Annotated in this window: 14 protein-coding genes; 4 read left to right on the top strand and 10 right to left on the bottom strand. The window is 63.8% G+C overall.

All coding sequences use genetic code 11. The annotated features are described in order from the left end of the window. Positions 1-106 precede the first annotated feature (106 nt). The 3 genes from G8E10_RS07285 (at position 107) to G8E10_RS07275 (ending at position 4850) form a co-directional block, all read left to right on the top strand. The gene (locus G8E10_RS07285) at positions 107-3484 is read left to right on the top strand and encodes an autotransporter outer membrane beta-barrel domain-containing protein (RefSeq protein ID WP_167128132.1); all 3378 of its coding nucleotides are present in this window, start codon (positions 107-109) and stop codon (positions 3482-3484) included. Continuing rightward, positions 3484-4068 carry an invasion associated locus B family protein gene (locus G8E10_RS07280; RefSeq protein ID WP_110802397.1) on the top strand — a complete coding sequence of 195 codons (585 nt, stop codon included), beginning with the start codon at positions 3484-3486 and terminating at the stop codon, positions 4066-4068. The genes G8E10_RS07285 and G8E10_RS07280 overlap by 1 nt, the downstream gene beginning before the upstream one ends. Positions 4069-4220: 152 nt before the next feature. Then, the gene (locus G8E10_RS07275; protein WP_110802400.1) at positions 4221-4850 is read left to right on the top strand and encodes a LuxR C-terminal-related transcriptional regulator; all 630 of its coding nucleotides are present in this window, start codon (positions 4221-4223) and stop codon (positions 4848-4850) included. A gap of 80 nt (positions 4851-4930) precedes the next feature. On the opposite strand, the gene G8E10_RS07270 is transcribed toward G8E10_RS07275, so the two are convergent. The 6 genes from G8E10_RS07270 to G8E10_RS07245 form a co-directional block, all read right to left on the bottom strand. Further along, complete coding sequence (locus G8E10_RS07270) at positions 4931-6637, bottom strand: ATP-binding response regulator (protein WP_110802402.1); 1707 nt, start codon at positions 6635-6637, stop codon at positions 4931-4933. Positions 6638-6849: 212 nt separating this feature from the next. Continuing rightward, positions 6850-7920, bottom strand: coding sequence for an ABC transporter ATP-binding protein (locus G8E10_RS07265; RefSeq protein WP_110802404.1), 1071 nt, complete (start codon positions 7918-7920; stop codon positions 6850-6852). Between the two features lie 13 nt (positions 7921-7933). Next, on the bottom strand, positions 7934-9448 hold the full coding sequence (locus tag G8E10_RS07260; protein ID WP_167128129.1) for a DUF5060 domain-containing protein: 1515 nt from the start codon (positions 9446-9448) through the stop codon (positions 7934-7936). A 22-nt stretch (positions 9449-9470) separates the two neighbouring features. Then, positions 9471-10343, bottom strand: a complete 873-nt coding sequence (locus tag G8E10_RS07255; protein WP_110802407.1) for a carbohydrate ABC transporter permease — start codon at positions 10341-10343, stop codon at positions 9471-9473. Next, positions 10340-11239 (bottom strand): carbohydrate ABC transporter permease, encoded by a 900-nt coding sequence (locus tag G8E10_RS07250; protein ID WP_110802409.1) that lies wholly within the window; start codon positions 11237-11239, stop codon positions 10340-10342. The genes G8E10_RS07255 and G8E10_RS07250 overlap by 4 nt, the downstream gene beginning before the upstream one ends. A gap of 121 nt (positions 11240-11360) precedes the next feature. Next, complete coding sequence (locus tag G8E10_RS07245; protein ID WP_425530829.1) at positions 11361-12569, bottom strand: ABC transporter substrate-binding protein; 1209 nt, start codon at positions 12567-12569, stop codon at positions 11361-11363. Positions 12570-12894: 325 nt separating this feature from the next. Between G8E10_RS07245 and G8E10_RS07240 the strand changes: the two genes are divergently transcribed. Continuing rightward, positions 12895-14088, top strand: a complete 1194-nt coding sequence (locus tag G8E10_RS07240) for an ROK family transcriptional regulator (protein WP_110808196.1) — start codon at positions 12895-12897, stop codon at positions 14086-14088. 246 nt (positions 14089-14334) lie between these two features. On the opposite strand, the gene G8E10_RS07235 is transcribed toward G8E10_RS07240, so the two are convergent. Genes G8E10_RS07235 through G8E10_RS07220 form a run of 4 tightly spaced genes read right to left on the bottom strand, consistent with a single transcriptional unit; the run spans position 14335 to position 19259 of the window. After that, positions 14335-15279, bottom strand: coding sequence for an ABC transporter permease (locus G8E10_RS07235; protein WP_110802415.1), 945 nt, complete (start codon positions 15277-15279; stop codon positions 14335-14337). After that, positions 15276-16325 carry an ABC transporter permease gene (locus tag G8E10_RS07230; protein ID WP_110802417.1) on the bottom strand — a complete coding sequence of 350 codons (1050 nt, stop codon included), beginning with the start codon at positions 16323-16325 and terminating at the stop codon, positions 15276-15278. Before G8E10_RS07230 ends, G8E10_RS07235 begins: the two co-directional genes overlap by 4 nt. Continuing rightward, positions 16315-17844 carry an ABC transporter ATP-binding protein gene (locus tag G8E10_RS07225; RefSeq protein ID WP_110802419.1) on the bottom strand — a complete coding sequence of 510 codons (1530 nt, stop codon included), beginning with the start codon at positions 17842-17844 and terminating at the stop codon, positions 16315-16317. Before G8E10_RS07225 ends, G8E10_RS07230 begins: the two co-directional genes overlap by 11 nt. Further along, positions 17841-19259 carry an amidase gene (locus G8E10_RS07220; protein WP_110802421.1) on the bottom strand — a complete coding sequence of 473 codons (1419 nt, stop codon included), beginning with the start codon at positions 19257-19259 and terminating at the stop codon, positions 17841-17843. The genes G8E10_RS07225 and G8E10_RS07220 overlap by 4 nt, the downstream gene beginning before the upstream one ends. Between the last annotated feature and the right edge of the window lies 1 nt (position 19260).

The raw sequence follows: 19260 nt of genomic DNA, 5'->3' as shown, positions 1-19260 counted from the left end.
CGTGCTAATGGCGGTGCCCGTTGGACTGTGTTTTATCCGCTATCTCGACCTTACCGAATTTTACCCGATTTTTGGGAGGTCAGCTTGAGCAGTGGAGATGGAAAGCATGGGACGACAAGAGCAATTGCGAAACCGGAATCGTGGCTTACGCAGTTCGACGGCATTGACCGTCACCCGCCGCTCCCTGCTGCTGCTGCCGGTCTCTGCCTCGCTTCTGGCCGGCCCGGTGCTCGCGCTGGATGACAAGGATTATATCCAGGACAGCGGCAATGTCGTCTGGAGCACGGACCAGAGTTTTGCCGATGACATGATCATCGGGCTTGAAAACAAGGGCACCACGCTGACCATCAACAATGGTGCGGATGTGCTGATCGCCAATCGCGGTATCATCGCCGGGGTCGGCGGATCGCAGGCGACCGTCACCGTCTCCGGGCCCGGCTCCGCCCTGAACGTGGTGCGAACGCCCTATGTGCTCGGCAACAGCCTGACCGTCGGCGGCGGTTGCAACGGTTACTCCGTCCTGTGCCTCACCGGCGGCGACGGCACGCTGATCGTCGAAGGCGGCGGCAAGGCGGATGCGAAGAACATCTATATCGGCGACGGCCAGGGCGCGCATGGCAAGCTGCTGGTAACCGGCGCTGGATCGGTCGTCTCGGCCGACTACCTCGGCATGCAGGGTCTGCTCGGAACGCCGAGCCTCATCAAGGTCGAGCAGGGCGGTGCGATTCTGTCCAACAGCGCCTCGATCGGCCAGTTTATGACGAGCACGGCGGAGAGCGGCGCAATCGTCACGGGGACGGGCTCGAGCTGGATCAATACGGGCCGGCTGGATCTCACCGGCAATCTGACGATTGCCGACGGCGGCCAGATGAGCACGTCGCGCGCTGTTCTCGACGACAGCGGCAACCTGACCGTTACCGGCGCGGGATCGTCCTTTACCGCGACGAACACGATGAGCGTCGTCGCCGACAGCCATATTGTGGTCGCCAATGGCGGTACCCTGAATGTCGCCAATGGGATCAATATCGGCACGGACGGCTATCTCGTCGTCGGCGGGCAGATCGATACGAGTGCGCTGCAAGGCCTTCCGCGTGCGCTCGATACGCAAGCTGCCGGCACGGTCAGCACGGGAACCGTCGTGAACTTCGGCACCTCGGGCTCCGGCCGCCTGGTCTTCAACCACACCAATACAGGCTATGACTTTGCCAACAAGATCGTCGGCGACGGGTCGATCGTCAGTCTTTCCGGCGAGACGATCCTCTCCGGCGACCTCACGGGCTTTGCCTCGCTCGACAGCTATGCCGGCGGCGTCATCGTGGACGGAAACAGCCGGCTGGTGCTCAAGGGCGACCTCGGCACGGCCATTGCCGATGACGACACCGTTACCCCGGATCGCACGAATTTCGACGTGAAGAACGGCACGCTGGTCATCGGCGGCCAGACGGGTCAGGTCATCACCAATTTCCTCGGCAGCGAGATCTATACGAGCACCATCGACGTCTGGGGCGATACGCTGAATGGCCAGCGCAACGTGACCGGCGCCTATGGAAAGCTGGCCGGCTTCGGCACCATCGGCACCACCTTTGTTGATCGCGGGGCGACGATCTCGCCCGGCGACACGGGCAATCCGCTGGGAACGTTCACCGTGCGCGGGGATCTCGATCTCGCCGATGGCGCGATCTACGATGTCGATGTCGCCGGCAACGGCGCGAGCGACCGCATATCGGTGGAAACCGTCAAACAATATGCCGGCACCGACGCCGCTGGCAACAAGATCACGGTCGATGCCCTTGGGCGCGCGACGATCGGCAAGGACAGCTCGGTTCAGGTGACCGCGCTGGATGCGGCGACCAGCTATCAGACGGGCCAGACCTACAAGATCCTGACGGCGCAGGGCGGCATCACCGGCACCTTCGCCCAGGCCGTATCGAAATCCGCCTTCCTCGACGTCGCTCTCGACCAGACCGCCAAGGATGTGGATCTCAGGATTTCCGTCAAGGATCCGGGCAACGGGCAACCCAACCCCGAGCCGCCCACCACGCCGCCGACGAACCCGGAACCGCCGACGACGCCTCCGACCAACCCGGAGCCGCCAACGACACCGCCCACCAACCCCGAACCGCCGACGACACCGCCTACGAACCCGGAGCCGCCGACAAACCCGAACCCGCCAACGCCGGAACCGCCGACGAATCCCCAGCCTCCGACGAATCCGGAGCCACCCACGAATCCCGAGCCGCCAACGCCGGAGCCGCCGACCAATCCCGAGCCTCCGACAAACCCGGAGCCGCCCACGAATCCTGAACCTCCGGAAACCGGCCTGTTCGACAGCGTTGCCGATACGCGCAACCAAGTTGCTGTCGCGCGGTCGCTCAACACGCTCGAGCAGAGCGGGGGGTCGCTCGCGCTCTACAACAGCCTGTTGTTGCTGAGTGCCGACGAGGCCCGGGGCGCCTTCGACAGGTTGTCGGGCGAGGCGCACGCGTCGGTCAAATCCGGCCTGATCACCGGCGACCGCCAGACGCGCGATGCGACCAACGACCGTCTGCGCGCCGCCTCGGGCGACGTTGCGGCCAAGCCCGTGCCCGTCAACAACTACTGGGACAATGGTCGCTGGACCGACGATCCCATGTCGGCCGTCACGCCTAAGGTTGTCGATCCCGCGTGGTCCGTCTGGGGCCAGGCGTTCGGCTCCTGGAGCAATATCGACGCCGGCAATGGCGTGGCGGAAGCGGATGTCTCGACCGGCGGCCTGGTGACGGGTATCGACACGCTGGTCGGTCCGGTCTCGCGGCTCGGCGCCTTCCTCGGCTACAGCCGCACCGGCATCGACGTCGACAGCCGGTCGTCCTCGGCCGACAGCGACAACTACACCATCGGTCTCTACGGTGGCACGCAGTTGGGCGCGCTGTCGCTGCGTTCGGGCCTCTCCTACACCAACCACCAGATCTCCACGAAGCGGTCGGTGGATTTCCCCGGCGTTTCGCAGGATCTGAAGGCCGACTACGATGCCGGCTCGTTCCAGGTCTACGGCGAACTCGGCTATGAGATCCAGACGCAATTCGCTGCCTTCGAGCCCTTCGTGAATGTGGCGCACGTCAATCTGGATACCGACGGCTTCCGCGAAAAGGGCGGCTCCGCCGCGCTGCGGGGTGAGGGGGACACGACCAACACGACGTTCACGACGCTGGGGCTGCGCGCCTCGTCGGACGTCACGCTCGGCGGCCTTCCCACGGTTGCGAGCGGTACGCTCGGCTGGCGGCATGCCTTCGGGGATATCGATCCCGCCTCGCGCCTCGCCTTTGCCGGCAGCGACAGCTACGCCGTGAAGGGTGCGCCGGTTTCGCAGGATGCCTTTATCGTGCAGGTCGGACTGGACATGACCCTGTCACCGACGACCACGCTCGGCGTTTCCTACAACGGCGAGTTCGGCGACGACGGCATCGCCAACGGCGTCGACGCGAAGCTGCGCGTGCGCTTCTGATGCGCCGGCTGTTTCTCCTGTCCATCACGGCGGCGCTCGCATGCGCCGCCGTGATGGACGTTTCCGCCCAGACGGCAACGAAGCCTTCTGCATTGTCGGAAAGCTATGACGACTGGACCGTGCGTTGCGCGACGCAAGCTGCTTCTGGGGATAACGCCGGCGACACGGCCAAGGGCGCTCGCCAAACGGGGGACCGGGTCCGTGGCCGGGAATGCTCGCTCTCCCAGACGCAGGCCAATGGAAACGGCCAGCGCGTTCTGCTGGTGGAGCTTCGCCCCGCCGAGGATGGCCGTCTCAGAGGCAATCTCATCCTACCCTTCGGCCTCGCCTTGCAGAAGGGCGCGACCTTCGCCGTCGATGATCTGCCGCCCGGAAAACCGGCGCCGTTTCGCACCTGCCTGCCGGTCGGCTGTGTCGTGTCTCTCCTGTTCACCGATGGCATCACGCAGTCCCTGCGTTCCGGCACGAAGCTGATCGTCAAGGCGCAGGCCAGCGATCCCGAGGCCGAGGTTCCCTTTTCCATTTCGCTCAAAGGGTTCGACGCCGCTCTCCAGCGCACCATCGCGCTGTCCAAGCCTGATTGACACAGTCGTCACAGGAGGTGCGGAAGAACCTATCTCGTTGTTTCAACACGATACGGACAGAGCCTCCCGCATATATCGGCCGCGAAGACGGAGATGTCTTTCGAAGGCGCGGGCTGGTAAGTGTTCGGTCGCAAGACCCGGGAGACCCCGTTTTGACGACAGAAACCATCATCGTGGTCGATGACCATCCTGTGTTTCGTGACGGATTGAGCGCCCTCATCGGGCGAAGGCTACCGCTGGCGACGGTGGTCGCGAGCGATACGCTGGAAGAGGCGCTCGCCACTGCAAGGCGCGACGCCAAGCCGCCCTCCATGTTCCTGCTCGACCTATTCTTCTCCCGGCACAGCATCATGGAGACGCTTCCGGCCCTTCGTCAGGAGTTCCGGCAATCGTCCATCGTCATCATCTCCATGACCGACGAGTTGGCAACGGTGGATGCGGCCATGGCCTGCGGCATCAACGGCTTCATCAACAAGGCGGTGTCGCCGGAGGCCATGATCGAGGCGATCGAGGCCGTGCGGAATGGCGATGTGGTGCTGCTGCTGCCGGATAGCGCCGGCGGCAAGGCGGAGGTGAAGCCGGTGACACTGACCGATCGCCAATCGGCCGTTCTCATGCTGATTGCCGAGGGCAAGAGCAACAAGGAAATCGGCATCGAGCTCGGCATATCCCCGTTCACCGTGCGGATCCACGTGTCGGCCCTGTTCCGCTCGCTCGGTGTCGCCTCGCGGGCCGCGGCCGTTGCCAAAGGTGCTGCCGAAGGGTTGCTGGTGACGCGCTAGCCATGGAGCATTTCCAGCCGAAGCAGAATTGCTTCGGCGTTGGACAATGCGGCAAAAACAACAGACGAGAGCACTTCCCGCTACGAGAGCGCGGCTTCCCCGGTCGTCCTTCCCTCGGCTTCCATGGCTGCGGCCATGATGACGGAGCGTAGTTCGGCGGGGCGCACCGGCTTCGACAGGATGGGGATGTCATCATCGCCGAGTTCGTCGCGAACGCGGCCGGGGTCGTGGCCGCTCATGACCACGGCCGGGACCAGCCGCCCGAGCATCCGGCGAACGGCCTTGATGCAGTCGCTTCCGGTCGTGCCTTCGCCGAGGTCGAAATCGGCGATGACGAGATCGCAGGGTGCAACTTCGGTGGGAACGCCGGTTTCCGCCTGCACCGCGCAGCCCCATTTCCGCAGGAGGCTTGCGGTCGCGCACAGCACGGCACCGTCATCCTCTACGAGCAGAATGCGCAGGCCGTCTATGCCAGGTGCCGCTTGCGCGGTGCGGACCGCACGGCGCGGAACCGGGGCATCGCGGGAAGAGATTGCCAACCCGGCCAGCGTCACGCTGGTTCCGCGCCCCGGCGTCGAGCGCAGCCTGACTTTCATGTCCATAAGCTGGGCCAGCCGCTTGACGATCGACAGGCCGAGACCGACGCCCTCGATATCGCGGTCGCCCCGCGCGCGCACCTGATAGAACTCCTCGAAAACCCGTTGCTGATGCTCCGGCGAAATGCCGGGTCCCTGATCGTAGACCTGCACCGAGAGCATGCCCTTTTCACGTCGGCAGCCGATCATGATAGCGCGGCCCGGTGCATATTTGATCGCGTTGCTGACGATGTTCTGCAGCATGGTCGTCAGAAGCGCGCGATCCGTGATGACGACGCTCTTACAGTTGCTGACGCCGAGCTTGCAGTCGTTCGCTTGCGCCATGTCCGTGTTCTGCTGCAGCACGTCATCGAGGATGTCGGCGATCGCGACGGCCTCGTAGCGTGGCACGACCTTGCCGCTGTCGAGCGTCGAGACGTCGAGGAGCGACTTGAAGAGGCGTGAGATACTCTGCAGCGAGCGGTCGATGTTGTCGACCATGCCCAGCTCGCTCTGCCGCAGATCGGCATCGCGGAGGCAGGCGGTAAAGAGGCTGATGGCGTGGACGGGCTGGCGAAGATCGTGGCTGGCCTGCGCCAGAAAACGGGATTTCGAAAGGTTGGCTTCCCGCGCCGCAATGTAGGCCCGGTGGACGCGCTTCATGAGCACGAAAATATAAGCCGGCACCAGAACGGCCGTCGCGATCAGGGTCACCACGATATAGGGGTTCTGCCGCATGTAATCGTTGAACACGGCGGCAACGGCAATCGAGGCCAGCGCCATCACCGTCGAGGCGATCAGGATGCGCGGTCCGAACCGCAACCCGTTGCCGACGGTGACCCAAAGGAGAAGTGCAAAGAGCGGCAACATGCCCGCGCCGCCATTGGCCAACGTATAGGTCAGCGCCGGTATGTCGCAGACGATGGCGATCGTCCGCCGCCAGGGCTGGTCGCCCGGATGCGTCTTCATCCACCACCAGACCGCACAGGAGAACGGCAGATAGATCACGAAGAGCAACAGGATACCCGGCGGCAGATCCCGCCAGTAGCCCACAAGCGTGCCCGGCACGACGGTGACGAAGGCGATACCGGAGACGATGATCCGCACCACCGCCTGCTTCAGGTCTTCACCCTCTTCCTGGCCGGTGGACGATGCCGAAAGCCTCTCGAGCGCCCGGCCCCAGCCGGTATTCGCGCGGTCTGTCGATACCATGTCGCCCCCTGCTGTCGGTCCGTCACAGGTTTTTTCTGCGCTTGCAGGGGTACAATCCATGTAAGGCGGAAGCAACCTTTTCAGGAGGCTAGAAGGGCGCTTTCAAGACCTCATCTCAAAGGTGGGATGTCGATGGTCGCGAAGACAGATGCGAAGTGGGATGCTTACGGAACGGTCTGCGGATCGTCGGTCAGGGTATCGGACGTCTGTCGCTATCGCTGCAGGCGCTCTTGCGTCTCCTTGTCGAAGACATGGAATCTCGCGCCCTCAAACGAAAGGTGTACCTGCTCGCCCGGAGCCAGCGACACGCGTGATCGCAGGACGACGATAATCTCCTGTCCGCCCAGCCGCACCGCCAGATGCGTTTCGGACCCGGTCGGCTCTACGACGATCACCTCTGCCGGAATGCCGTTGGCCTCTGCGATGCCGATGTCCTCCGGACGGACGCCGACGATGACAGATTTTCCGTCCGCATTTCGATAGCCGTTGGCAAGCGGTACGCGGCCGGCACCACCCAGTTCCAGAAAGCTTCCGTCCTCACCGATGATGACGCCGTCGAGGAAGTTCATGGCGGGCGATCCGAGGAAGCCGGCGACGAAGACGTTTTTCGGGTGGTCGTAGAGTTCCAGCGGCGTGCCGATCTGCTCGATATGGCCGCCCTGCATGACGACGATCTTGTCGGCCATGGTCATGGCTTCGATCTGGTCATGGGTGACGTAGACGATCGTCGTCTTCAAGCGCTGATGCAGGGCCTTGATCTCGGCGCGCATCTTGACGCGCAGCTTGGCGTCGAGATTGGACAGCGGCTCGTCGAACAGGAAGACCTTGGGATCGCGCACGATGGCGCGGCCCATGGCGACGCGCTGGCGCTGACCGCCCGAAAGTTGGGCCGGCTTGCGCTGCAAAAGCGGCTCCAGCCCGAGAATGCCGGCGGCATGGTCCACCTTGCGCTTGATCTCCTCCTTGCGGGCGCCGGCCAGCTCTAGGGCAAAACCCATGTTCTGCGCCACGGTCATCTGCGGGTAGAGCGCATAGTTCTGGAAAACCATCGCGATATCCCGGTCCTTCGGCTCCAGCCCGTTCACCACGCGCTCGTCGATGCTGATCGTGCCGCCGGTAATGGACTCGAGGCCCGCGACCATGCGCAGCAGCGTCGATTTTCCGCAGCCGGACGGACCGACGAGGATGACGAACTCCCCGTCCGCGATGTCGATATCGACACCGTGAAGCACGGGATGGGCGCCGTAGGATTTGCGGACGTCGCGGATCTGGACGGTCGACATGGCGGTTCCCTTTCTATGGCTTCGGCCGGATGCGGATGGCGAGGTTCGGCTTGCCCGGCAGTTCCACGGCAAAGGCCGCATCCGGTCGGCGCGGGCGGAGCGAAGCGCCGTGCCGGGTCGGATGGTTGGCGGGTGCATCGACGATGGTCGCAGGCGTCACCGTCATCGCCCACGTATCGATGACATCGACCTCGTAATCGCCCATCTCCTGCGGCAGGCCCGGTGCCCAGATGACGGGCTGGTGCTCGCCGAGATAGATATAGGTGACATCGCCGTCGGTCGCGCCGGACACGCGGCTCCATGGCCAGTTCGCCTCGCGCGCGATCGGGGTCAGCCCGACGCTCACATCCTCTTCGAGAAGATCGCGCAGGAAGCCGATGCGCTGCCAGGCGTCCCCATGCAGCACGCCGCCCTTTGCCCACCAGAGAATATCCTCGGGGTGCATGAAGGTTTCACCATGCCCGGCATAGCCGCCGCGCAGCATGGTGATCCAGTACCGGTGCACCAGCTCGCGGGCCGAGATGTTGCCCCAGGAGAGCATGATATTGCCCTCGTACTCCGGCTCGTCGTTGACGACGGGCTTTCCATAGGCCTCCCGCCATTCCTGCGTGCGCTTCACATCCCAGTTCTGGATGCAGACATGGCTGACCCATGCGCGGCGGTGGTCGTAATTGGCGTTCACATCGCCGTTGTGGATGGATTTCAGGTGGCGGTAGGGGTCGTTCTCCTCGATGATCTGGAAGTAGCGATCCCACTGGCCCATCGGCTTGGTATCGAGGAGGAAGTCGTACTCGTTGGCCAGCGACCACCAGATATTGCGATAGGCTGCAAGACGGGCCGTGAGATAGGCAACGTAGCGATAGTCCTGCTCGGCGCTCATGTCGCAATAGCCCCAGCGATCATAGGGATGGAAGATGATGATATCCGCCTCGATGCCGAGATCGCCGAGCGCCTTCACCTGGTTTTCGAAATGACGGAAGCTTTCGGGGTTCGGCCGGTCGAAATCGAGTTCCCCTTCCGCATCCCGTTCGTAGACGTCATGCAGCGGCTCGTTGATGTTGAACGGATAGTCTTTCGGGAAGACCCCCATGCGCATCTTGTTGAAACGCGCCTGCTTCAGCGTTTCCAGCGTCTTGGCCTGAAGGTCCAGCGGCTGGTGCGTCCAGGCGTAGCAGGTGGTGCCGAAGGAAAGATACGGCGTGCCATCGGCATGCGCGAAGTGGAACCTGTTGGCCACCTGGACCGGCCCATGCACATCGGGTCTTGCCGGGCCGACGGTGAAGGTGCCGGACGTTCCGTCGAGTTCGGGCGCGGAGGAGCGCGTCACATAGGACCATTCCCCTTCATTGTCGGGCATGAAACGGATCTTGTAGACGCCGTCGCCATCATAGAAGCCCGGCACGCGAACGGTGCGGCTCTTCTGGCTGAAGTGGGCCTCGAGATCGACCTCGACGAAGGGGTTGCCGGAGGAGGGACCGTTCAGGCTGGCTTCGAACAGGTCCCATTTGGCGATGGTGGTATCGGTCATATCTGCGTCCTTGATGTCTGTTTCAGCCCTTGACCGCGCCGGAGGTAAGCCCCGACACGAAGTAGCGCTGGAAGATGAGGTAGACGATGGCGGCGGGCAGCACCGTCATGACGATGGCGGCATTGAGCTGGCCGTAATCTCGTGAGAATTGCCCTTGGAAGGCGGACAGGCCAAGGGGGAGGGTCCACATGTCCCGATCCTGCAGGAGGACGAGCGCCATGGCGAACTCGTTCCAGGTGGACACGAAGTCGAGGATCAGGAGAGCGGCGAGCACAGGCAGCGACACCGGCAGGAAGATCCGCCGGAAGATCACGAAATGCGAGGCGCCATCGATGCGGGCGGCTTCGCTGAGTTCCTTCGGAATGCCGCGGAAGAAGCTCTGGAGGATGAAGACCTGATAGGGAATGCCGAAGGCGAGGTAAGGCAGGATGACGCCGGGATAGGTGTCGATCAGGTGCAGGCCGTTCACCAGCGTGAAGAGCGGCGCCAGCATGACCTGAAACGGGATCATCGTTCCGAACAGAATGGCGAGCAGCAACATCTTGCGCCCCGCGAACTCGATCTTCGCCAAAGCATAGGCGGCCATGGCCGAGATGAAGAGACCGAGCGGCACCTTGATGGCGGTAATGATGACGCTGTTGAAGAAGGTCGTGTTGAAGCGGCCACGATCCCAGGCACCGGAATAATTGGCAAACTTCGGATCGACCGGAGGCGCGAACGCGCTGGAACTCATGACGGCCGCATTGGACTTCAGCGAGGTGAAGACGATGAAGACGAAGGGCGCAACCCAGATCAGCGCGACCAAGGCGAGCGTGGCCCAGAGCGCAACGAGAACCCAGTCCCGCTGTGGCTTTTCCAGGGTGTTGGCGTGGATGGAGGCGGACATCATCGTCATTCCTCGTTCTCCTCGGATTTCCGTGTCCAGCGCAGGTAGGGGATGACCACGGAGAGGGTGATGAGCAGGAGGACGACCGAGATGGCGCTGCCGCGACCGAAGTCGAAGATCTGCATGGACTGGGTAAAGGCCCAGAGCGCCAGCATCTGCGTCGATTGCGCCGGCCCGCCGCCCGTCAGGCCGTAGATGATGTCGAACGCCTTGAGCGAGGAAATGATGGCGAGCACCAGAACGATGGTGATGGTGGGCTTCAGCGCCGGGAAGGTGACGTGACGAAACACTTTCCAGCGGCCAGCGCCATCGATGCGCGCGGCCTCGATCAGCGTCTTGCTGACGCCCTGCAAGCCGGCGAGAAACAGCACCATGGAAAAGCCGACCGTCTGCCAGAGATAGGCGACGAAGGCGGAATAAAGCGCAATGTTGCGATTTCCCAGCCAATCCTGGATCCAGCTCTGGAGGCCCATGGACGTCAGGACCTGGCCGAACAATCCGAAAAAGGGATCGTACATCCAGCGCCACATGGTGGCGACCGCGATGGGGGCGATGATGACGGGGAGATAGAAGATCGCCCGCAGCCCATTGCGCCCAAAGATCGGCTGGTTGACACCGAGCGCCAGCAGAAGCCCGACGAGCGGAGGGAAGATGGTCGACAGGATCGTCCAGATGACCGTGTTGCGGAACGCACCCCAGAACACCGGATCCTTCGTGAAGATGTCGACGTAATTGCTGAAGCCGACGAATTCCTTGGTCGCATCGAGCCCGTTCCATCGCTGGAAGCTCAAGGTTACGACGTCGATCATGGGATAGATGGCAAACACCGCGTAGATGACGATCGCCGGGGCAATCAGCATCGCGGCCTGCGTGCGCTGGTCTGAGAAAATGTATCTGGACGTCATAAGACACTCCACGCACTACGAAGGCGGGCCATGCGGTGCGCAGGCAGCCGTACGGAACGCAGGCGATGTGACAGAAGGGAGGAAGGCCGGCCCCTCTTGCGGGACCGGCTCAAAATGACGCCTAGCGCCGGTTGTCGATGAAGGTTTGAAGCTGGCCGCCGGCGTCTGCCGCCGCCATGTTGCCGCTCGCCACCTCATTGATGACGCGGAAATACTCCGTCGTCACGTCGAGCGGGAACGCCTGGTCGCCATTCATGTAGACCTGCGTATAGGTATTGAAGATATCGACCCACTTCTTGTCGAGAGGACGCAGATCCTTGTAGGCGACGTTCTTGTTGATCGAGGTCGTGCTGAACTGCCCGAGGCTCGCCTGCTGCACCGGCGTCGACATGAAATAGTCGAGGAACTTGGCAGCCGTATCCGGATTTTTGCTCTTGCTGCTGATGTAGTGGTACTCGGCAAAGCCGTAGAGCCGGTTGGTGCCGGTGGGGAAGGGGAAGACGTCGTAGTCGTCGAGGTTTCCAGCTTCCGCAAGCTGCTGCACGAGCCAGTCACCCTCCAGCATCATCGCCGCGCGGCCGCCGACGAAGAGATTGAACGACTGGGCATTGTCGATGCCCATGAACGGGCTGAGAATGTAGTTCTTGCTCCACGTGTCGAGCTCGGCGAAGGAGGCCGCGGCGCAGGGCTCGGTCTTCCAGCTCGTCTTCATGTTCATCAGGGCATCATGCTTTTCGATGCCGCACTTTGACTCCAGGATGACGTCCATCAGGCGCATCAGGTGCCAGTTCACCGTGCCGCCGAAGGTGATGGCCGGAATGCCGGCGGCTTTCAGCTTCTCGGCGTCCGCGACCAGCTCGTCATAGTTTTTCGGTGCTTCGGTAATGCCGGCCTGCGTGAAGAGCGCCTTGTTGTAGTAGAGCGCCTCGCCCTTGAACGTGAAGGGCACGCCGTGGCGACCACCCTCGTAGATCTTGGAGAAGGAAGCGGCTGCCGGAACGAGCTCGTCGTCCCACTTGTACTGCGCGTAGTATTTGTCGAGCGGCAGGCTGAGGCCGGCCTTGATATATTCGCCGCCGAGTCCGAGGCCCGCCCAGCTGAAGAAGATGTCGGGCCCACGGTCCGACCCTGCAGCCACCCGAAGGGCCGTCTTGTGGTCATCGACGCCGCGCGTGACGATCTCGACGTTCACGCCGGGATTGGCAGCCTCGAAATCGGAGGCGATCTTCTGCATGGCGGCGTTCGACGCCTCCGAGCTGAAATTCAGCGTCCAGAGCGTAACGTCTTCGGCCAGAGCCACGCCGCTGCACATCGCCAACGTCGCGAGCATGGTGCCCGTCCGCAACGCGTTCGTGATCATTCTCATGGTGTCCTCCCTTGGTGTTTCCTCATCCTCGCCGTCTTTTAGACTGGCAGAGCCTCGATTTGTCAACCTGAATTCTGTCAGCCATGACAAAAGTCATGCGAAAACGGAATTGTGATCGCCGCACTTATGTCATAGAAGATGTGTGGTCGAGCATATGTGCGCAGGTCATTTTCTGTCCAAGCGGCCTTGCTCCGACAGAATATGAGTGCTTTCAGATGGACGAGGCGGCCAGCCGACGGGCATATCGACCATCGAGGCAGGCCCGCACGGGCAGGGGGAAAGACGCTATATGGCCAATATGATCAGCGGCGGACTGCGGGGCCTTCTCGACGAGCGTCAGGTCGATACGCCGGTGGCGCGGGTCGTCCGCGCCCTGAGCGGGCACGGCGCCGTCAGCGCCGCGCAGATTGCCCGCACGACGGGCCTTGCCCGATCGACCGTCTCGACGATCCTCGCGGACCTCAAGCGATCGAGCCTTGTCGTTGAGGTGGAAACGCGCAGCCCCGGCATCGGACGGCCGGCGCTTGCGCATTCGCTCAATCCGGAGGCCGGAACCTGTCTCGGCGTCCTGCTGGGGCGCAACGAATTGCGGGTGGTGCTGGCCGACGTCGCCCACAATATCGTTGCGGATGTCGCCATTCCGCTCGAGCGGGATTACAAACCGGAACGAGCGACGCGTATGGCCAAGCAGGCGATCGACAACATCTACAAGGAGCACAGTCTCCCATATTCCGGGCTCCTCGGCGTAGGTTTTGCCGTCTCCGCTCCGATCGCTGCCAGCGGGCGGATCATGCGGGGCTCGCAGCTTCCGGGCTGGCAGGGGGTCGATCTGCGCGCGACGTTCGAGCCCGTCCTGCAGAAGCCGATCTTTGCGGACAATGAGAGCAACTGCGCGGCCTTGGCCGAAATGATGTGGGGTGCTGCCGCGGGTTTCGAGAATTTCGTGCTGTTCAAGCTCGACCTCGGCATCGGCGGCGCGATCGTCGCCAACGGCAAGGTGCTGACGGGAGCTGCCGGCACGGCGGGGGAATTCGGCCATATGGTCCTCGATCCGCGTGGCGATCTCTGCACCTGCGGCAATCGCGGCTGCATGGAGCTTTCCTGCAGCGGAACGGCCGTTCTCGGCATCGCGGAAAGACGCCTTTCACGCAGCATCGGCATGGCGGAATTTGTGAAGACGGCGCAGGCCGGCGACGTCGGATTCCAGCGCCTGCTGGAAGATGCCGGTGAGGCCGCAGGACGCGGACTTGCGACTGTCGGAACCATTCTCAATCCCGGCCTTTTCGTCATCAGCGGCGGAATGGCGGCGGCGGGCGAAATGCTTCTCGCGCCGATCCGCTCGGCCTACGCCCGGCATACGCTGGTCAAGCCCGGCGACGGCGAAGGCGCCAATCCTGCCTTCGTAACGGGCCGCTTTCTCGATAACGACAACTGCATGGGCGCCGTCGGCCTTGTCCTGCGGCATCACGGACGGCTGACGTGAACGTCCGGCGTGTCGAGATAGGAAACCCCCGAGCTACCAACCGCTGGATGATCGCCATCCGCGCTTGCGGTCGTGCCACAACTTGACTCCCAGACGTCCTCCAGATTCGGGGGAGTGTGACATTCCAACTTTGCAGAAACAGGACACTTTAACTTTGCGGCTACAAAACAAAACACGATCACATAATCAACGTTATGGAACTATTATGCATCACGATGTACGCTTTCCGACCTCAGCCACACCTCTTCACCGCTCACCCCGCCTGTACGGCTGCATTAGCGCCTGCGGCACGCGGGCGCGGCGGGCCATGATGGCGAGGGCGGCGATGGAGAGGATGTAGGGAGTCATCAGGAAGAGCTGGTACGGGACGGTGCCGCCAAGCGTGGTCTGGAGGCGGAGCTGGAAGCTGTCGAAGAAGGCGAAGAGGAGCGCGCCGAGCAGTGCGCAGCCCGGACGCCAGGAAGAGAAGACCACGAGCGCGATGCAGATCCAGCCGCGTCCCTGCACCATCGTCGGGAAAAAGCTGTTGAAGGCCGAAAGCGTCAGGAAGGCGCCGGCCATGCCCATCAGGGCGCTGCCGGCCATGACGGCGCCGTAGCGGATCGCCATCGGGTTGATGCCTTGTGCTTCCGCCGCATGCGGGTTTTCGCCGGTCATGCGGATAGCGAGGCCAAGAGGCGTGCGAAACAGCATGTAGGCCATGACGAGGGCGATGAGGATAGCGAGATAGGTCGGTGGCGTCTGTACGAAGAGCGCCGGGCCGACGAAGGGCAGATCGCTCAGACCCGGGATCGCGATCGGCTGGAACGGCTCGATGGTCGGCGGTGTGCCGGCGACCGGCACGAGCAGGCGGAACAGGAAATAGCTGAGACTGGAGGCGAACAGAGTGACGCCGAGACCGGACACATGCTGCGACAGGCCGAGCGTGACGGTGAGAAGCGCATGCAGAGCGCCGAAGACCGCACCGGCGACGGCCGCAATCAGCAGACCCGTCCACAGGTCGGCACCGTTATAGACCGAAAGCCAGCCGATCATCGCGCCGAAGGTCATGATGCCCTCGATGCCGAGATTGAGGACGCCTGCCTTTTCGCAGAGAAGCGCTCCCAGCGTGCCGAGGATCAGCGGCGTGGCGATGCGCAGCACGGCGGCCCAAAGCCCGGCGGAGGCGAGAATGTCGAACACCGCGGTCATCGGCGGATCCTGTACTGGGTGAAGAACAAGGCGACCAGCATGGTCAGCAGCGACAGCGCCACCGTGAGATCCGCGATATAGCTTGGAATGCCCATGCTGCGGCTCATGCCGTCGGCACCGACGAACATGGTCGCGGTAAACAAGGCGGCGAGCACGACGCCGAGCGGATGCAGGTTGGCAAGCATGGCGACGACGATGCCGGAATAGCCGTAGCCGGGCGAAAGATCCGTCGTCACATAGCCCTTGACGCCCATGACCTCCACCGCGCCGGCAAGTCCTGCAAGGCCGCCCGATATGCAGGCGACGCCAACAAGTGTGCGGCCGAGCGGCACGCCGGCGAAAACGGCCGCCTGCGGATTGAGGCCGGCCGCGCGCGACTTGAGGCCGAAGACCGTGCGCGATTGCACGAAATGGAGGAGAAAAGCGAGGACCACCGCGATGGCGAGACCGAGATGAAGGCGGGAGCGCGACAGCAGCTTCGGCAACATCGCGCCATCCGCCACCGATTGCGATTGCGGCCAGCCGAAGGCTGCAGGGTCTTTCAGGACCGTATCGATCAACATGGAGACGAAGAGGACGGCGACGAAGTTGAGCAGCAGCGTCGTCACCACTTCATCGACCGAGAAGCGAAGCCGCAGCCAGAGCGGCACCAGCAGGAGAACCATGCCGGCAATTGCGCCGAGAACGAGCAGCGCGGGGATCTGTACGATGGGCGGAAGACCGCCGAGGAGATGCGAGCTTGTGGCGGCCACGACGATGGCGCCGAGATAGAGCTGGCCTTCGGCGCCGATGTTCCACAGCCGCGCCCGAAAGGCGACGGCGGCGGCAAGGCCGGTCAGCATCAGCGGCGTGGCGCGTGTCAGCGTTTCCGTGACGGACAGGCGCGAGCCGAACGCGCCCTTCAGGATGCGCCAATAGGCCTCCAGAACCGGGGCGCCGGCAATGGCGATCAGCACGCCGGATATGGCGAGCGCCACCACGATCGCCAGGATCGGCGTGGCGATGACCAGAGCGAGAGGCCTGTGTTCGCGCCGCTCAAACCGCATGGGTCACCTCGGTGTGCTCTGTGTGCCACTCGCCCGCCATCATCAGGCCGAGCCTTTGCCGGTCGGCATCCTCGTTGCGGATCGGCGGCGACAGCCGGCCACCAACGATGGCCTGGATACGGTCGGCCAGTGCCATCACCTCGTCCAGATCCTCGGAGATCAGCAGCACGGCGGTGCCGGCCTTGCGGGCTTCCAAGATGCGCTCGTGAACGGCAGCGACGGCGCCTTCATCGAGACCGCGCGCGGGCTGGGCGGCGAGCAGGATGCGCGGCCGGTTGATGAGGTTGCGGCCGAGAATGAGCTTCTGCATGTTGCCGCCGGACAGCAGCCGGGTGCGCGTGGCGGGCGTTCCCCCGCGCACGTCGAACTGCGCGATGATGTCGCTGGCAAACCGCATGCCGCCCGCACGGTCCACGAGGCCGTACTTCGCATAGTTCGGAAGCCGTTCGAGAATGGCGTTTTCCCAGATCGCCATCTCGCCGATCGCGCCCTCCTTGTTGCGATCCTCCGGAATGCGCCCGATGCCGGCGGCCACGACATCCGCAACGGAGAGATGATCGACGGGCTTGCCGAACAGGAGGAGGTCGCCGGAGGTGCGGGATATGGTTCCGGACAAAAGCTGCGCCAGCACCCCCTGCCCGTTTCCGGACACGCCGATGATGCCGAGCACTTCGCCGGCCCGCAGGCGGAAATCCACCGCCTTCAGCGTATCCACGCCTTGATGGCGCACGGAGACGGCGGCGGCTTCCAGAACCGTTTCGCCCGGTGTGGCTGCTACACGCACGGGCCGCGACACGCTGCGCCCGACCATGAGCTCGGCAAGCTCCGCTTTTGTGGTTTCCGAGGCCTTGCGGTCCGCCACATGCCGGCCGCCGCGCAGAACGATGATGCGGTCGGCGGTCGCCATCACCTCGTCCAGCTTGTGCGATATGAAGATGAGCGAAAGCCCCTGGCGCGCCATGACCTTCAGCGTCGCGAACAGCGTCTCGGCCTCGGCCTGCGTCAGCACCGCGGTCGGCTCGTCCAGCACCAGAATGCGAGCGTCGTTGTAGAGCGCTTTCAATATTTCCACGCGCTGCTGCTCGCCTACCGACAGATCCCCGAGCCGGGCGTCGGGATCGACGCTCAGCCCGAAGCGCTGTGCGATGTCGAGCAGCTTGGCACGCGCCTCGGCGCGGCGGGAGCACAGCGACCAGAGGCTTTCCGTTCCCGTCGTCACGTTTTCAAGGGCCGTGAGGTTGGGGGCGAGCGAGAAGTGCTGGTGCACCATGCCGATGCCGGCGCGAATGGCGGCGCGCGGCTTGCCCGGCGGCAATGCGGTTCCGTTGATCAGCACCTTGCCGCTGTCGGGCACGTAATGGCCGAAGAGAATGCTCATCAGCGTTGTCTTGCCGGCGCCGTTCTCACCGAGAAGCGCGACGATCTCGCCCTTCGCAAGCGAAAGCGAGATGCCGTCATTGGCAAGGTTGGTGCCGAAACGCTTGCTGACGCCGACGATCTCCAGCACTGGTTTCGTCATGACGCCAATCCGGCGATGGGGAACGGATGCGTATAGCGCTGCTCCTGCTCCAGACGGTGCGCGAGCTGTAGGAGCAGTGCTTCGCCGCCCATCGGCGCCATGATCTGGACCGGCAGCGGCAAGCCATGAGTGTCGGTGCCGAAGGGAAGCGTGAGGGCCGGACATCCCGAGGCATTGGCCAGCGAGGCCAGCGGCGCGAATGCCGCCATGCGCCCGAAGTGCAGGTCGAGATCCGCGTGATCGCTCGGGAAGGAACCGATGGGGAGTGGCGGTCCTGAGAGGATCGGGCAGAGCAGAGCGTCGATACCATCGAAGAGACGCCATAGATCGCGGCTGACGAGAACCATGGCGTTCAGGCTTCTCCAGAGATCGACGGCCGGTAGCGACAGGCCCCGCGCGATGACTGCCTGCGTCAGCGTTTCCGCGCGCGCGGCATCGAGACCGAATGTAGTGACGGAGCCGGCGAGGTTCGCGCAAACGATATCGACGAAGGCGCGGCGACTTGAAGCGCAGGCTTCTTCGATTGCCGTGAACGGCACTGGTACCAGCCGGTGCCCATCAGCCTCAAGCGCCTGTCCTGCTGCCTCGACGATGGCCATCCGGTCGGCGTCTGTCGGGTAAAGCGCGCCGGTGTCGGTCAGGATGCCGATGCGAAGCGGAGCGGAGGTCCGTTGTGCGTTTTTCACAGGTGGGAACGGCCCGCGCGCATTCCCGCTCAGGGCTGAAAAAATCGCAGATGTGTCGCGGACCGAGCGGCAGACGGCAAGTTCCGACGCGATGCCGCCAAGGTGGTTGCCGAAGCTCGGGCCGGCCGGCATCGCCCCACGGCTGGGCTTGAGGCCGACGAGGCCGCAGCAGGCGGCGGGCACGCGAATGGAACCGCCCGCATCCGTTGCATGGGCGATGGCGACGATGCCGGCGGCAACCGCGGCCGCGGCCCCACCGGAGGACCCGCCGGCCGTCCGGCCTGGGTCGAGCGGATTGCGGCAGATCGGACCGATGGCCGGCTCGCTTGCGAGCGACAGTCCGAATTCCGGGCTGGTGGTCAGCCCGAAGAGGCAGAGGCCGGACGCGCGGAAGCGTTCGGCAAGATCGGAGTCCGGGCTGTCGGCATGCGTGCTGCCGCGCGCCAGCAGGTTGGAACCTGCCGCGACCGGAAAGCCCGCAAACGGCCCGCCAAGGTCCTTGGCAAGCGTCGGCACACCGGCGAACCGCATAGCGGCACGCTCTGGCGAGCCTGGCGGGAGGGCGTCGATCGCCGCCGCTGCGGCAAGGCCCCTCGCCTCGTCGCGATAGGTGATGGCGCCGAGGCCTGCAACGGTCTCGGCAGCAGCGAACGACGCCTGCATGGCCTGTGTGCTGGTGAGGCGGCCGCTGGCGATCGCCTCCGCCAGAGCCGTCGCATCCGTGGTCACG

It is taken from the genome of Ferranicluibacter rubi (assembly GCF_011603255.1).
Lineage (GTDB): Bacteria > Pseudomonadota > Alphaproteobacteria > Rhizobiales > Rhizobiaceae > Ferranicluibacter > Ferranicluibacter rubi.
The sequence above is the reverse complement of the archived record's forward strand: the minus strand, read 5'-3'. Positions and strand labels throughout refer to the sequence as shown.